Genomic DNA, 13,906 nt, shown 5'->3' with positions numbered 1-13,906 from the left:
CGTCCCGCCACCCCCGCCGACATTCCCGAGCTCATACGGCTGCGGGCCGTCGCGCTCGCCGCGCTCGGCGTCGAGCCCGGGCCCGCCGATGCCGCCTGGCGGGATGTCGCCCCCGGCTGGTTCCTCGAGCGGATCAGCGACCGGTCCGACGTGCACTGCCTCGTCGTCGGCGGAGCACCCGGCGAGTCCCTCGCGGCCACCGGGATGGCTTGGGTGACGTACCACCTGCCGAGGCCCCAGTACACCGACGGGCGCCGCGGCTACCTCGACGGCATCGTCACCGACGACGCCTTCCGCGGGCAGGGCCACGCCCGGCGGATCGTCGACGGGCTCGTCGAATGGCTGAACGGCATCGGGATCCACTACATCCAGTTGCACGCCAGCGCCGCCGGCGAGCCCGTCTACGAGGCGGCGGGCTTCGTGCCCAGCCACTTCGGCAGCATGGACCTGTTCACGAAGCCGACCGACTGATCACCGGCGTTCCAGCCGCCCCACCCGTCCCTTCTCCCCCGCCGCCCAGCAGCTGCCGTCGGCTGCGCAGTCGACGGTGTCGAACGAGCCCGGCTCCAGCGCCCGCCAGCTGCGGCCCCCGTCCGTGGTCACGTCCGTACCGGTCGGCCCCACCGCGATGGCGGCGGCGCGCGTGTGCGGGAGCCAGGCCGCGCCCGACCGGTAGGCGGGCGGCGGGGTCCCGGACGGGCTCCAGTTGCGGCCCGCGTCTGCCGAGACGGCAGCGGCCTGCGGGGATGCCTGGCCGGTGCGGTAGTCACCGCCGACGGCGAGGCCCGTCGTGCGGTCGCGGAAGGCCAGGGCGAAGACCCCCTTGGCGGGATCGCCGGCCGGGATGCCGGACTCGGCGGCCCGCCAGGTGCGGCCGCGATCCGCCGAGTGCAGGATCCGGGCGACGGGGCCGCCGCCCGTGGCCAGCCACGCATCCCGGGACCCGGCGCTCACCAGGCACTGCCCGCTCGCCGCGAAGCCGGCCTCGCCCGGCAGCGCGTCCGGCATGCCCGCGCCCGGCAGCACCGCCCAGCTCCGCCCGCCGTCGTCCGTCGACAGCACACGGAACCTGCCGTCCACCGGGTCGCTGACGGCCAGGCCGTGCCGGGAGTCGAAGAAGGTCAGGCAGTCGTAGAAGGCGCGCGGGTCGGTGTTCCGGAAGGCCTCGGTCCATGTCTTGCCGCCGTCCTCGGTGCGCAGCACCCGCGAGGCCTCCCCCTCGCCGATCGAGAGGGCGACGGCACGACGCGCGTCGAAGGCTTCGATGTCGCGCAGCTCCAGCCCCTCGGCCGCCGCGGCCGGCGGCGAGACGTCCTGCCAGCTGCGGCCGCCGTCGACGGTGCGCAGCACCGTGCCCTTGGAGCCCGCAACCCAGGCCGTGGTGCGGCTGACCGCGGCCAGTCCGCGGAAGCGGGCGTCCTTGCCGGTCTGCTTCAGCGCCCAGCCCGCACTGCGAAGATCCTTTGACTCCCCGAGCTCCCCGAGCTCCCCGAGGTCCCCGAATTTCCCGGACTCCCCGGAGCGTCCAGCCCCAGAGGCACCCTGCATGCCGTGAATGCCCCGCGTCCCGTCGCTGTCCGCCTGCGCCGGAGCCCCCACGGGCACCACCGTCAAAGCCGCCGCGAGCATGCCAACTCCCAGAAGTCTCATGGCGCCGGAAGCTAATGCACCCCGGATTCGCCGTCCAGGGTGCGTCCCCGCCCGCGCCTTCCTACCGTGGCTGCATGCCCTCCAAGCAGCCAGAGCAGCCCACGCAGCACAAGGAGCCCAACCAGCCCCAACAGCCCCAACAGCCCCAACAGCAGAATCACCCCGCCCCGCCCAAGGCCTACCCGGGCAGGCAGATCACCGTCACGTACGAGACGGGCCGGTGTCTGCACGCCGCCGAGTGCGTGCGCGGCCTGCCCGAGGTGTTCGACACGGGGCAGCGGCCCTGGGTGCAGCCGGACGGCGCCGATCCCGAGCGGGTCGCCGAGGTGATCCGGCGGTGTCCGTCGGGCGCGCTGCAGTACCGGCTCGCCGACGGGCCATCCGAGGAGCCGGACCGGCCGACGACGGTCGTACGGGTGCCGACCGGCCGGCTCGCGCTCCGCGGCGAGCTGCGCGTGACGACTGCGGACGGAACCGTACGCAGCGAGACCAGGGTGGTGCTTTGCGCCTGTGGAGTGAGCGGGAACCAGCCTTTCTGCGACCTCTCCGGACCCTGCGGCAAAGAGTGACCGCCCTTCGGGCGCAACCACCACCCCGATCACTCTGTGCGATCAAACGGATGCGTTCCAGCCAGGCGGTGACACAGCTCACGTCATCTACCATGCACGGATTTGCCGATTGCGGCGTCTATCCGGATGCCGGGTTCCGACCCACACCCGGCAGGGATTCCGCCGCAAGGGAGCGAGCCTTGATCACTGTTATCGAGCAGGCTGTGCAGGCACGTCTGATGGCCACCGCACCGAAGGTCGAGACCGTACCCGTCACTCTCTGTTACGACCGCGCGGATCCGTTCGCCGTGCGGATGGCCTTCCCCGCCCCGGCGACGCTGGAGGGCGTCGAGGTGTCGTGGACCTTCGGGCGCGAGCTCATGGAGTCGGGCCTGGACCGGCCGACGGGCCACGGCGACGTGCGGGTGCGGCCGTACGACGGCGACCGGACCACCATCGAGTTCCACGCCCCCGAGGGTGTGGCGATCGTGCTCATGTCCACGGCCGAGCTGCACAGGTTCCTGGAGCGGGTCGCGGAGATCGTCCCGCCGGGGCTGGAGCACCTGTACCTCGACATGGACCACAGCCTGGCCGAGCTCATGCGCGGCCCCCACTGAGCCCGGCGCCCCGGACCGGACCAGCCCCGCGCAGCCGGATCCGCCCCGGCCCGGCCGTCCGACCCGGCCCCGCCCGTAAACCGTTTGCGGGCGGTTCCGGCCGCCCGTAGTTTCGTCGGTGCCCCTTCCCCGTCGAATGGAGCAGGACGTTGCTCTTCTGAGGCCGAGACGCCGACCGACACCCATACCCCGGTCACGCAGCCGACCCCGCCGCCGCGCCGCCGCGCCGTCACACCGCCGTACGACCCGACGTCGTACCGGTGCGGCACGTCGCGCCGCCGCGCCGCACCGCGGGACCTCGCCACCGGGTTCGCCCTCGGCCGTCTCCCCCTGTTGCACGCACATTCACGCAACCCGGAGGCCTCCATGAGTACGACGTCCGCCGCTTTCATCACCTGCTCCGCCCTCTCCTTCGAATGGCCCGACGGCACCGCCGTCTTCGACGGGCTCCAGCTGGCCGTCGGCCCCGGCCGCACCGGCTTGATCGGCCGCAACGGCAGCGGGAAGTCCACCCTGCTGAAGCTCGTCGCGGGCGAACTGAGCCCGTCCGGCGGTCAGTCGGCCGTCGTCGGCAGCCTGGGGTACCTGCCGCAGAACGTCACCCTCGACACCTCTCTCCGCGTCGACGAGGCGCTCGGCATCCGCGCCGCCCGCGCAGCCCTGCACGCCATCGAGGCGGGCGAGGCGACCGAGGAGAACTTCACCGCCGTCGGCGACGACTGGGACGTCGAGGAGCGTGCCCTGGCCGCCCTCGAACAGCTCGGCCTCGCCCGGATCGGCCTCGACCGCACGGTCGGCGAACTCTCCGGCGGACAGGGTGTGTTGCTGCGGCTTGCCGCCCTGCTGCTCGCCCGCCCCGACGTGCTGCTGCTGGACGAGCCGACGAACAATCTGGACCTGCGGGCCCGGCGCCGGCTGTACGCGGCGGTCGAGTCCTGGTCCGGGGTGATGCTCCTGGCCAGCCACGACCGGGAGCTGCTGGAGCGGGTCGACCGGATCGCCGACCTGCACGACGGCGAAGTGCAGTGGTACGGCGGGAACTTCTCCGACTACGAAGCGCAGCTCGCCGCCGAGCAGGAGGCGGCCGAGCGGCTGGTCCGGACCGCTGAGGCCGATGTGGTGCGGCAGAAGCGGGAGTTGGCCGAGGCGCACCTCAAACTGGCGCGGCGCAGGCAGTACGGGCAGAAGATGTACGACACCAAGCGCGCGTCCAAGATCGTCGCGAACGGCAACAAGAGCACGGCCCAGGAGTCCGCGGGCAAGCACCGCGCCCTGCACACCGAGCGGCTGGCGCAGGCGAAGGAGCGCCTGGATCAGGCGGTGGAGGCCGTCCGGGACGAGGCCGACATCCGGATCGAGCTGCCGGCGACGCGGGTCCCGCCGGGGCGCCGGGTGCTCACCCTGAGCGGCGTGCGGCTGGCCCACGGCGCCGGGGTGCCGGGCGAGTGGGAGGTGCGCGGCCCGGAGCGGATCGCCGTGGTGGGCGGCAACGGCTCGGGCAAGACGACCCTGCTCCGCACGGTCGCCGGGCTGCTCGACCCGCTGTCAGGGGAGGTGGCGACGCACGTTCCGGTGGGGTTCCTGCCGCAGCGGCTGGACGTGCTCGACGAGGGCCTGTCGGTGGTGGCCAACGCGGCTCGGTTCGCCCCGCACGCCTCGAACAACCTGATCCGGGCGAGGCTCGCGCACTTCTTGTTCCGCGGTGCCCGCGCGGACCGGGCGGCGGGCACGCTGTCGGGCGGCGAGCGGTTCCGGGCGGCGCTGGCGGCGCTGCTGCTGGCGGATCCGGCTCCGCAGCTGCTGATGCTGGACGAGCCCACCAACAACCTGGACCTGGCGAGCGTACGGCAGCTGGCGGGCGCGCTGGACGCGTACGAGGGCGCGCTGCTGGTCGCCAGCCACGACGTGCCGTTCCTGGAGTCGATCGGGATCACCCGCTGGCTGCTGCTCGACGGCACGATCCGGCCGACCACGGCCGAGGAGGTCCGCGAGACGCTCTGGACCTCCTGACCCGGCGGACCGTCCCGCCCGCCACGCACGAACCCACCGCGTACCGCGCACCGCCCACCGGGCACCGCGCACCCCCTGAGCCGGCCCCGGCTCCCGGCTTCGACGCCGGGGGCCGGGGCCGGCTCGGCTTCGGCGCCCGCCGTCGGCGGCGGGGCGGTGTCGTGATGAGGGCGTCGGCGTCAAGGTGCTGTCGCGGGACCACCTGCCGGCGTGACTTTCGCCCCGCACCCGGCCTCGCACACGCTCACCAACTGCACAGATAACCGGACGTAACCAGTCATATGAACGCCTGGGGCTTGGCTCACCTTCACGGTCCGCTTAACCTACGGCGTCGTAGGCTACGGAACCGTAGGTAATTCGCTTTGTCCCCAGGAGCACCCGTGACGATCACCTCTCCCCACCTCGGCAGCTCGCAGGCGTGGACCGACGCCAAGCTGCTGTACGCGCTGGAAGAGGTGGTGGAGAAGGAGCTCAACCGCCACCTGAAGGTCACCAAGGACTGGATGCCCCACGAGTACGTCCCGTGGAGCGACGGCCGGAACTTCCCGGCGTTCTTCGAGGACGGCGAAGCCTGGGACCCGCAGCAGTCCAAGGTCACCGACATCGGCAAGATCGCGCTGGTGGTGAACCTGCTGACCGAGGACAACCTGCCCAGCTACCACCACGAGATCGCCACGCTGTTCGGCCGCAACGGCGCCTGGGGCACCTGGGTGCACCGCTGGACCGCCGAGGAGGGCCGGCACGGCATCGTGATGCGCGACTACCTGCTGGCCTCGCGCGCGGTGGACCCGGACAAGCTGGAGAACTTCCGCATGCAGCACATGTCGGAGGGCTTCGAGTCCGACAACCGGCACTCGATGCTGCACTCGGTGGCGTACGTCGCCTTCCAGGAGCTGGCGACCCGGATCTCGCACCGCAACACCGGCCACCAGTCCGGCGACCCGGTCTGCGACCGCATGCTGGCCCGTATCGCGCAGGACGAGAACCTGCACATGATCTTCTACCGGAACCTGCTGGGCGCCGCCTTCGAGATCGCCCCGGACCTGACGATGCAGGCCGTGCGCGATGTCGTGGTGAACTTCCGGATGCCCGGCCACGGCATGCCCGGCTTCGAGCGGATGGCCGCCCAGATGGCGATCGGCGGGGTCTACAACCTGCGGATCCACCACGACGACGTGCTGAGCCCGGTCATGCGCTTCCTGAAGATCATGAGCATCGACGGCCTCGGCCCGGAGGGCCAGAAGGCCCAGGACGAGCTGGGCCTGTTCATGGACGGCCTGGACTCGGAGGCGCGCAAGTTCGACGAGCGCCTGGCCGCCCGCGCGGCCCGCTTGGCCGCCCGCAAGGGCTGACCCCCGGTCTCGACCCGTTGGCGGCCCGTCTCCCGCTGACGGCCCCGTCTCCCGCTGACGGCGCGTCCCGTTGAGACCCCGGCCTCGGCCCGCTCGTGCGGGCCGGGGTCAGCGGCGCTGGCGCAGGGCGTGGCGTTCGGACTCGGAGAGGCCGCCCCAGACGCCGAAGCGCTCGTCGTTGGCGAGGGCGTATTCCAGGCAGCCCACCCGCCCCTCGCACGCGGCGCACAGACGCTTCGCGTCCCGCAGCGAGGATCCCGGCTCCGGGAAGAAGAACTCCGGGCCGGTCTGGGCGCACAGGGCGACCTCGTACCAGGCCGTGCCGGGGGCGGTCGCCGTGGCGGACGCGGCAGTGGCGGACGTGGTGGTGGTGACGGTGTTCATCGGCATGCCGGAGATGTTTACGGCCCCCGATGGACGTCCGATCAACGACTGATCAACACCCGTTCACCGATCACTTCTGGGGCGGCGGGGCGCTGGTGATGACCGCGAAGCGGGCTCCGAACGGGTCCGCCAGCTTCGCGAAGCGGCCGACTCCCTTCACGGAGACCGGGGCCAGCCGGACCCTCCCGCCCGTCTCCTCCGCCCTGGCAGCCGTGGCGTCGCAGTCGGCGACCTCGAAGTACGGGGTCCAATAGGGGTGTTCGGGGTCCTCGACCGGGTCTCCGACGATGGGCACGAGGCCGCCGAAGGCCTCCTTGTCGGCGGTACCCGCCGGCTTGGCCATCTTGTACGAGCCGCCGTCGAAGGCCATCTCGGCGATCTCCCAGCCGAAGACGGAGCAGTAGAAGTCCCGTGCCGCGGCCACGTCGGACGTGTAGAGCTCTGCCCAGCACAGGCTGCCGGCTTCCTGCACCATGCCCAGGCCGGTGTGCCCGTGGGGCTGCCAGGTCGCGAAGGCCACTCCCTCCGGGTCGGCGAAGACGGCCATCCGGCCGTAGTCCAGGACGCCCGTCGGCGGGGAGAGCACCGTGCCGCCCGCCTTGGTCACGGCGGCCGCGGTGTCGTCCGCGTCGGAGCTCTGGAAGTACACCGTCCAGGCCGACGGGCCCTGCTCCGCCGTGACGGCCAAGCCGCCAGCGACGGTCTTGCCGCCGAGGTGGAACATGCCGTATCCGCCGACCTCCTCACCGCCCGGCTGGTAGTCCCAGCCGAACAGCCCGGCATAGAACCCTGCGGCGCCCTCGGTGTCGGGCGTGCCGAGGTCCACCCAGTTCGGGGTGCCGTCTTTGTAGTCCGTGGTGAGCATGGCCGATACTCCTTCCGTCCTCACTTCGAGCATGGCATCCGGCACTGACAGCGGCCCGGCGGCGCCGTCGGCACTGCCCGGCAGCGCCCGGCGCTCCCGGGCACAGACTGAACGACCGTGCGTTCGCCTAGGATGGGCGGATGGCTGACGGACGCGTGGAGCGCGGCAACCAGACCCGGCGGACCGTTCTCGCGCGGACGGTGGACCTCGCCTCGACGGAGGGGCTGGAGGGGCTCTCCCTCGGCAGGGTCGCGGGGGATCTGGGGCTGAGCAAGAGCGGCGTCTTCGCCCTCTTCGGTTCCAAGGAGGAACTGCAGATCGCCACGGTCCGCGCCGCTGCGGCCGTGTTCGCCGCGCACGTCGTGCAGCCCGTGCACGAGGCGCCCGCCGGGGTCGGCAAGGTGTGGCGGCTGTGCGAGCTGTGGATCGTGTACTCGGCGCGCAGGGTCTTCCCCGGCGGGTGCTTCTTCCACTCGGCCGCCGCGGAGTTCGGCTCGCGTCCCGGCCCCGTGCGCGACCGGATCGCCGCGGCCCGCGCCGAGTGGGCGCAGTACGTGGAGCAGCAGCTGCGCGAGGCCGAACGGGCGGGCGGGTTCCGGGAGGACGCCGAGCCGGTGGACGTGCCGCAGCTGGCGTTCGAGATCATCGCGATGATGGAGCTGGCCAACTCCGAGTCCGTACTGCACGACGCCCCGACGCCGTACGAGCGGGCCGGCCGGGGCATCCTGGGCCGGCTGCGCGCGCTGGCGGCCGCCCCGGCAGACCTCCCGGAGCAGCCCCCGGCCGTGCCCCTGCCCGGCTGACGACGCAGACCCGGCCGGTACGGTCACTCCTCGCGTTTGGCGCGGCTCGGCTGGACCCGCTTCGGTTCGCCCGGCATCTTCGGGTAGTCCGGCGGGTAGGGCATGTCGCCGAGGCCGCGGTCGCGCTCCTGGCGGTCGGCGAGTTCCAGTGCCGCGTCCAGGGTGAAGGCGTGGTCGTCCATGTCCGCGTGCAGGTCGCCGAGTTCGGCATAGCGGGCAGGCATGGTGGTGATGTCGAAATCGCGGGGCTCGGCGGAGTCGAGCTCGTCCCAGCGCAGCGGGGCCGAAACCGGGGCCTGCGGGCGGGGGCGCACGGAGTAGGCGGAGGCGATCGTGCGGTCGCGGGCGGTCTGGTTGTAGTCGACGAAGATCCGCTCGCCGCGTTCCTCCTTCCACCAGGCGGTGGTGACCCTGCCCGGCATCCGCTGCTCCAGCTCCCGGCCGATGGCGATCGCGCACCGCCGGACCTCGGTGAAGGTCCAGTTCGGCGCGATCGGCACGAAGACGTGCAGGCCGCGGCCGCCCGAGGTCTTCGGCCAGCCCCGCAGCCCCAAGTCCTCCAGGACGTCCCGCAGCTCGTGCGCGGCGATCACCGCGTGGTGGTAGCCGGTGCCCGGCTGGGGGTCGAGGTCGATGCGCAGTTCGTCGGGCCGGTCGGTGTCCGTGCGGCGCACCGGCCAGGGGTGGAAGGTCAGGCAGCCCAGGTTGGCGGCCCACAGCACGGCGGCCGGCTCGGTGGGGCACATCTCGTCGGCCGACCGCCCGCTGGGGAAGGAGATGTGGGCGGTCGGGATCCAGTCCGGCATGGTCTTCGGCGCGCGCTTCTGGAAGAAGGACTCGCCCTCCACCCCGTCCGGGTAGCGCTCCAGGGTCGTGGGCCGGTCGCGCAGGGCCCGCGTGATGCCATCGGCGACGGCCAGGTAGTACTGCGCCACGTCCCGCTTCGTCAGGCCCCGCTCCGGGAAGTACACCTTGTCGGGGTTGGACAGCCGCACCGTCCGCCCGCCCGCCTCCAGCTCGATCGCATTTCGGGATGCACCCATGTGCGCCACGGTAGGCGGGCCCGACCCGACCCGCATACCGGGCGGACCGGCGCACATCACCGCAGAATCGTTGGCATGGATCTGCCCGTGATGCCGCCCGTGAAGCCGATGCTCGCCAAGTCGGTGTCCCGGATCCCGCCGGGTATGCAGTACGAGGCCAAATGGGACGGCTTCCGCGCCATCGTGCACCGCGACGGCGACGAGGTGGAGATCGGCAGCCGCACCGGCAAGACCTTGACCCGGTACTTTCCCGAGCTGGTGACCGCTCTGCAGGAGAACCTCCCCGCCCGCTGCGTGATCGACGGCGAGATCGTCATCGTCCATGGCGGACGGCTCGACTTCGACCGGCTGACCGAGCGGATCCACCCCGCGCAGTCCCGCGTCGCCCTCCTCGCCCGGACGACCCCCTCCAGCTTCCTCGCCTTCGACCTGCTCGCGCTCGGCGACGCGTCGCTCCTCGACACCCCGCTCGCCGATCGCCGCACCGCCCTGTCCGATGCCCTGTCCACTGCTCGGCCCCCCGTCCATCTCGCGCCCGCGACCACCGACCCCGCGCTCGCGCAGGAGTGGTTCGAGCGGTTCGAGGGCGCCGGGCTCGACGGGGTGATCGCCAAACCCCTCGATCTGCCCTACCGGCCCGATGCCCGCCTCATGTTCAAGATCAAGCACGAGCGTACGGCCGACGTCGTCGTCGCAGGATTCCGTTTCCACAAGAGCGGTCCGATTGTCGGATCGCTGCTGCTGGGCCTGCACGACGACCGCGGCGCCCTGCAGCACGTGGGCGTGTGCGCCGCCTTCCCCATGAAACGCCGCGCCGAACTGGTGGAGGAGCTCGCACCGCTGCGGATGGCCGACGCCGCCGGACACCCCTGGGCCGGGTGGGCCGAGGAGTCCGCCCACGAGAGCGCCCGCCTGCCCGGCGCGCAGAGCCGGTGGACCGGCAAGAAGGACCTGTCCTGGGTACCGCTGCGCCCCGAACGCGTCTGCGAGGTCGCCTACGACCACATGGAGGGCGACCGCTTCCGGCACACCGCCCAGTTCCGCCGCTGGCGGCCCGACCGGACGCCGGACAGCTGTACGTACGCGCAGTTGGAGGAGGTCGTCGGCTACGACCTCGCCGAGGTGCTGGGAACGGGCCCCGGCACCGGCCCCGGCTGATCCCGGCCTCGCGGGCGCCGGGCCCGGCCGGTCCCGGCGCAGTCCCCGCGCCGCCCCGCGCCGCCCCGCCACCACCGCCGTGGCCGTGGCCCTTGGCCGTTGGCCGTGGCCGTGGCCGTTTTGGGCCGTGGCCGTTGCCGTGGGGCCGGCTCAGCCCTGCGTCAGCTTCTCCCACTCCGCCCTCTCCGGGCCCACCGCGTTCGGGACGTACCCGGGCCGCGCCGCCAGCCATCGCGCCACCCTGGCCCGGATCCCCGGATCCGCGTACGCCCGCTCCGGCGGCTCGACCAGATGCCGGACCCGCGCCCGGGCCCGCATCACCTCCGGATCCTCCAGGGCGCAGTCGAACAGCGCGGCCGTCTCCCGTGCCGCTCCCGTCCTGACGGCCCGCGTCGCGAACCGCTCCCCGATGGCCGCGTCGGCGACGACCTGGAAGTCGAACCACGGCTTCAGCGTGCGCACGGCCCAGGCGTGGTGCTCGGCGGCGTACCGGGCCGAACCCGGCTCCCGCCCGGCCGTCCGGGCCACCCGGAGCGCGGCCCACAGGGCCAGCGAGGTGCCCTGGCCCAGGGTCGGGTTGGTGTGGGTGATCGCGTCGCCGATCGGCACCAGGCCGGCCACCACCGGCCCGTGATCGTCGACGAGCGCGCTCCACCGGTTGTCCAGGCTCGCCGTGGCCAGCACGTCGGACAGCGGCTCGGCGCCCAGGTCCAGCCACGCCTCCCCGGGCGGGAAGGCGCGGGCCGCGCTTTCGAAGAGGACGGGGTCGCGCAGCGCCGAGCGGGTGCTGTCCCGGGTGTGGACGATCAAGGTCACGGCGAAGACGCGGTTGTCGGCCGGGAACACCGCGCAGCCGGCGAAGGGCCCGCCGGTCACCGCCCACGGGCGGCGCGGGCCCTCCTGCATGCCCTCGGGCAGCCGGTACCAGCGGCAGAAGTACGCCAGGCCGGTACGGTGCCGTTCCACGACCGGCGGCCGGCAGCCCGCCGCGGCCAGCCAGCGCTCGGTGCCGCCGCGTCGGCCCGCCGCGTCCACGACGAGGTCCGCCGCGTACGGCCCGGCTTTCGTGACCACTCCGGTGACCCGGACACGGCCCGCCGCCTGCACCCCCGGCTCCGTCCTCAGCCCGGTCACCGGCTCCCCGTGCCGCAGGACGGCTCCCTCCTCGGCGCGCAGGGCCGTCAGCAGCGCGCTCTCCAGCACGATGCGGCGGGCCTGGAGCATGACCAGCTCCTCGTCGCCGGGCCGCGCCGGTGGCCGTACGTCGAACCAGTCGAGCTCGTGGCGCTCCCGGGCGCCGAGCCGCAGCATCTCCGCGTACACGTCGGGGATTTCGTCGCGCAGGAGCGTGCGCGCCGCGCCGAGGAGGACGTGCGGCTGGGTGGCCTGCGGGACGGTGGGCCTGTGCCAGCCGAAGAAGTCCCGGTCGAGGGCGGTGCCGGGGGCGCGGGTGTCGCGTTCGAAGAGTTCGACGGTGTGTCCGTGCCGTGCGGTGAGCAGCGCTGTCGCCAGTCCGCCGACTCCCCCGCCGATGACCGCCACATGTGCCATTGCGCACCCCCTGGTTCTCCGTACTCCGTCCCGCACCACCCCGACCGGCGTTCCGCATGCCCATCGGATCGCCCAGAGCCTGCACGGAAGCCTGCACGGAGGGGCCCCGGCCGAAACCCGCACACCAGTCCGAAGCGTCACGCCCGGCTGTTTCTGCTCCGGTACGCCTCCAGGGCCAGCCGGGTCTCCTCCTCGATCAGGTCGGCGTTCACGGCGACCGCTGCGCGCACCCCGGCCGCGGCCGCCGCGGCGAGCTGGTCCAGCGGGCTGGTGAGGTTCCCCGCCGCCCACACGCCCCGCAGCGCGGTGGCCCCGGTGGCCGGGTCGGCCTCCAGGCAGCTGCCGACCACCACCCCGTCCCGTTCGACGGCGGCCACCGGCAGCCCCAGGCCCGCCGCGACACCGGCGCGTGCGGTGAAGCGCGGTGCGACCACCAGGGCCCGGCACGCCACGGACCCGCCGCCGGCCAGGGTCACCCCGGCCAGTTCGCCCCCGTCGACGGTCAGGCCGGTCACCTCGCCCTCCGCCACCGCGACGTCCAGGGCCGCGAGGAGCTCCCGGTCCTCGGCGGTCGGCTGCCGGGTGTGGGCGAGCAGCGTGACCCGGCTCGTCCAGTTGCGCCACGTCTGCGCCTGGTGGACGGCGTGCGGGCCGGTGGCGAGTACGGCGACGGGCCTGTCGCGGACCTCCCAGCCGTGGCAGTACGGGCAGTGCAGCACGTCCCGCCCCCACCGCTCCCGCAGCCCCGGCAGCTCCGGCAGCTCGTCCACCAGCCCGGTGGCAAGGAGCAGCCGCCCGGCCCGGACCGCGGAGCCGTCGCCGCACCGCACCAGGAACCCGCCGTCCGCCGCCCGGTCCGCGGCGACGGCCGTGCCGGCCGCGCCGGAGCGGATCTCGGCGCCGTACGCCGCCACCTCCGCCCGCCCCACGGCCAGCAGCTCCGCCGGGGCCGTCCCGTCCCGCCCGAGGTAGCCGTGCAGGTGGGCGGCGGTGGCGTTGCGGGGGCTGCCCGAGTCGAGCAGCAGCACGGAGCGGCGGGCCCGGGCGAGGGTCAGCGCTCCGGCGAGCCCGGCGGCGCCGCCGCCGACGACGACCACGTGGAAGGTGCGTTCCGCTTGCGCGGTGTTGTTCATGGTGCGTCCTTGCGGTTGTTCGGGGAGGGCGGTCCGTGGGACGAGCATGGGCCCTCGGACGGCGGGGCGGCACGTCCCGTTGCCGAACCGGCAAGATGATGCACGAGCGCCGGATCCACCGGGCCGGCCATGTCGTGCGAAGAGGGACGAGGAACCGCCGGATGACACCCATGCCGCCCACGCCGCCCACGCCTGCCGAACCGCCCGAACCGCCCGTGCCGTCCGCCGGCCGAACCGCCGACCCGTCGGGGCGGCCGTCGTCCGCCGCCCCCGGACCGACCGCGGAGCGCCCCGAGCGGGCCGTTCCCCGGGCCAACGGCGTCGTCGGCGTCGGGCTCGTGGTGGCCGACTCCGCCGGCCGGGTCCTCCTCGGCCAGGCGCACGACGGCCGCTGGGAGCTGCCGGGCGGGAAGGTCGATCCCGGGGAGGGCTTCGAGCAGGCCGCGGCCCGGGAGCTGGCCGAGGAAACGAGCCTGCGGGTGGCCCCCGGGGACATCCGGATCCTCTCGGTCCGGATTGATGCGAAGTCCGGGGTCACCCGGCTGACCGCGGCGGCCGTCACCGCCTCCGCCGAGGGGACGCCCGCGGTCACCGAGCCGCACAAGATCGTCCGCTGGGAGTGGTTCGCGCCGGCCGAGATCCCGCACGCCCTGTACGCGCCCTCGGCGGGGGTCCTGCACACCTGGCGGCCCGAGCTGGCCCCGGCCCTGCCGCCCGTGTCCCCGTACGACTACCCGACGGCAACCACCGGGACCGGGGAACCGGGGACGCCCGGGACCTAGCCGGCGCCTC

The 13,906-nt window shown here is 73.5% G+C and carries 14 protein-coding genes; 8 read left to right on the top strand and 6 right to left on the bottom strand.

The genetic code is table 11. The features are described 5' to 3' along the window. On the top strand, nt 1-471 hold a 471-nt coding region (locus HYE82_RS14475; protein ID WP_179174443.1), incomplete at its 5' end, for a GNAT family N-acetyltransferase. On the opposite strand, the gene HYE82_RS14470 is transcribed toward HYE82_RS14475, so the two are convergent. Next, entirely contained in the window at nt 472-1,650 is a 1,179-nt protein-coding gene (locus tag HYE82_RS14470) for an oxidoreductase (protein WP_256987221.1), read from the bottom strand. Nucleotides 1,651-1,724: 74 nt separating this feature from the next. Between HYE82_RS14470 and HYE82_RS14465 the strand changes: the two genes are divergently transcribed. From HYE82_RS14465 to HYE82_RS14450, 4 genes are all read left to right on the top strand, one after another. Beyond that, a complete protein-coding gene (locus tag HYE82_RS14465; protein ID WP_179174441.1) occupies nt 1,725-2,219 on the top strand; it encodes a (4Fe-4S)-binding protein in 495 nt (164 codons plus the stop codon). 179 nt (nt 2,220-2,398) lie between these two features. Further along, the gene (locus tag HYE82_RS14460; RefSeq protein ID WP_179174440.1) at nt 2,399-2,815 is read left to right on the top strand and encodes an SsgA family sporulation/cell division regulator; all 417 of its coding nucleotides are present in this window, start codon (nt 2,399-2,401) and stop codon (nt 2,813-2,815) included. Nucleotides 2,816-3,181: 366 nt separating this feature from the next. Further along, entirely contained in the window at nt 3,182-4,825 is a 1,644-nt protein-coding gene (locus HYE82_RS14455; RefSeq protein WP_179174439.1) for an ABC-F family ATP-binding cassette domain-containing protein, read from the top strand. Nucleotides 4,826-5,205: 380 nt separating this feature from the next. Then, nucleotides 5,206-6,177 carry an acyl-ACP desaturase gene (locus tag HYE82_RS14450; RefSeq protein ID WP_179174438.1) on the top strand — a complete coding sequence of 324 codons (972 nt, stop codon included), beginning with the start codon at nt 5,206-5,208 and terminating at the stop codon, nt 6,175-6,177. Between the two features lie 108 nt (nt 6,178-6,285). Here HYE82_RS14450 and HYE82_RS14445 read toward each other — a convergent pair whose 3' ends face one another. Then, on the bottom strand, nt 6,286-6,567 hold the full coding sequence (locus tag HYE82_RS14445) for a WhiB family transcriptional regulator (RefSeq protein ID WP_256987220.1): 282 nt from the start codon (nt 6,565-6,567) through the stop codon (nt 6,286-6,288). Nucleotides 6,568-6,631: 64 nt separating this feature from the next. Continuing rightward, nucleotides 6,632-7,426 carry a VOC family protein gene (locus tag HYE82_RS14440; protein WP_179174437.1) on the bottom strand — a complete coding sequence of 265 codons (795 nt, stop codon included), beginning with the start codon at nt 7,424-7,426 and terminating at the stop codon, nt 6,632-6,634. Nucleotides 7,427-7,566: 140 nt separating this feature from the next. Here HYE82_RS14440 and HYE82_RS14435 point away from each other — a divergent pair, with 140 nt between their 5' ends. Next, entirely contained in the window at nt 7,567-8,229 is a 663-nt protein-coding gene (locus tag HYE82_RS14435; protein WP_179174436.1) for a TetR/AcrR family transcriptional regulator, read from the top strand. A gap of 23 nt (nt 8,230-8,252) precedes the next feature. On the opposite strand, the gene ligD is transcribed toward HYE82_RS14435, so the two are convergent. Beyond that, the gene (gene ligD / locus HYE82_RS14430; protein WP_179174435.1) at nt 8,253-9,272 is read right to left on the bottom strand and encodes a non-homologous end-joining DNA ligase; all 1,020 of its coding nucleotides are present in this window, start codon (nt 9,270-9,272) and stop codon (nt 8,253-8,255) included. 75 nt (nt 9,273-9,347) lie between these two features. On the opposite strand from ligD, the gene HYE82_RS14425 reads away from it, so the two are divergent. Beyond that, the gene (locus HYE82_RS14425; RefSeq protein ID WP_179174434.1) at nt 9,348-10,430 is read left to right on the top strand and encodes an ATP-dependent DNA ligase; all 1,083 of its coding nucleotides are present in this window, start codon (nt 9,348-9,350) and stop codon (nt 10,428-10,430) included. A gap of 150 nt (nt 10,431-10,580) precedes the next feature. Here HYE82_RS14425 and HYE82_RS14420 read toward each other — a convergent pair whose 3' ends face one another. Together HYE82_RS14420 and HYE82_RS14415 are read right to left on the bottom strand one after the other, a co-directional pair. Then, a complete protein-coding gene (locus HYE82_RS14420) occupies nt 10,581-11,981 on the bottom strand; it encodes an NAD(P)/FAD-dependent oxidoreductase (RefSeq protein WP_179174433.1) in 1,401 nt (466 codons plus the stop codon). A 137-nt stretch (nt 11,982-12,118) separates the two neighbouring features. Further along, nucleotides 12,119-13,114, bottom strand: a complete 996-nt coding sequence (locus HYE82_RS14415) for an NAD(P)/FAD-dependent oxidoreductase (RefSeq protein WP_179174432.1) — start codon at nt 13,112-13,114, stop codon at nt 12,119-12,121. Between the two features lie 161 nt (nt 13,115-13,275). Here HYE82_RS14415 and HYE82_RS14410 point away from each other — a divergent pair, with 161 nt between their 5' ends. After that, nucleotides 13,276-13,896: an NUDIX hydrolase gene (locus HYE82_RS14410; RefSeq protein ID WP_256987218.1), complete on the top strand. Its 621-nt coding sequence runs from the start codon at nt 13,276-13,278 to the stop codon at nt 13,894-13,896. Nucleotides 13,897-13,906: the final 10 nt, after the last annotated feature.

It is taken from the genome of Streptomyces sp. BR123, assembly GCF_013401435.1.
In the GTDB taxonomy this organism is placed as follows: domain Bacteria; phylum Actinomycetota; class Actinomycetes; order Streptomycetales; family Streptomycetaceae; genus Streptomyces.
This window is presented reverse-complemented; position numbering and strand designations above follow the sequence as displayed.

Coding starts and splice junctions, on each gene's coding strand:
- HYE82_RS14470 (WP_256987221.1), bottom strand. CDS start 1,650: ATGAGACTTCTGGGAGTTGGCATGCTCGCGGCGGCTTTGACGGTGGTG.
- HYE82_RS14465 (WP_179174441.1), top strand. CDS start 1,725: ATGCCCTCCAAGCAGCCAGAGCAGCCCACGCAGCACAAGGAGCCCAAC.
- HYE82_RS14455 (WP_179174439.1), top strand. CDS start 3,182: ATGAGTACGACGTCCGCCGCTTTCATCACCTGCTCCGCCCTCTCCTTC.
- HYE82_RS14445 (WP_256987220.1), bottom strand. CDS start 6,567: ATGCCGATGAACACCGTCACCACCACCACGTCCGCCACTGCCGCGTCC.
- HYE82_RS14440 (WP_179174437.1), bottom strand. CDS start 7,426: ATGCTCACCACGGACTACAAAGACGGCACCCCGAACTGGGTGGACCTC.
- HYE82_RS14435 (WP_179174436.1), top strand. CDS start 7,567: ATGGCTGACGGACGCGTGGAGCGCGGCAACCAGACCCGGCGGACCGTT.
- ligD (WP_179174435.1), bottom strand. CDS start 9,272: ATGGGTGCATCCCGAAATGCGATCGAGCTGGAGGCGGGCGGGCGGACG.
- HYE82_RS14425 (WP_179174434.1), top strand. CDS start 9,348: ATGGATCTGCCCGTGATGCCGCCCGTGAAGCCGATGCTCGCCAAGTCG.
- HYE82_RS14420 (WP_179174433.1), bottom strand. CDS start 11,981: ATGGCACATGTGGCGGTCATCGGCGGGGGAGTCGGCGGACTGGCGACA.
- HYE82_RS14415 (WP_179174432.1), bottom strand. CDS start 13,114: ATGAACAACACCGCGCAAGCGGAACGCACCTTCCACGTGGTCGTCGTC.
- HYE82_RS14410 (WP_256987218.1), top strand. CDS start 13,276: ATGACACCCATGCCGCCCACGCCGCCCACGCCTGCCGAACCGCCCGAA.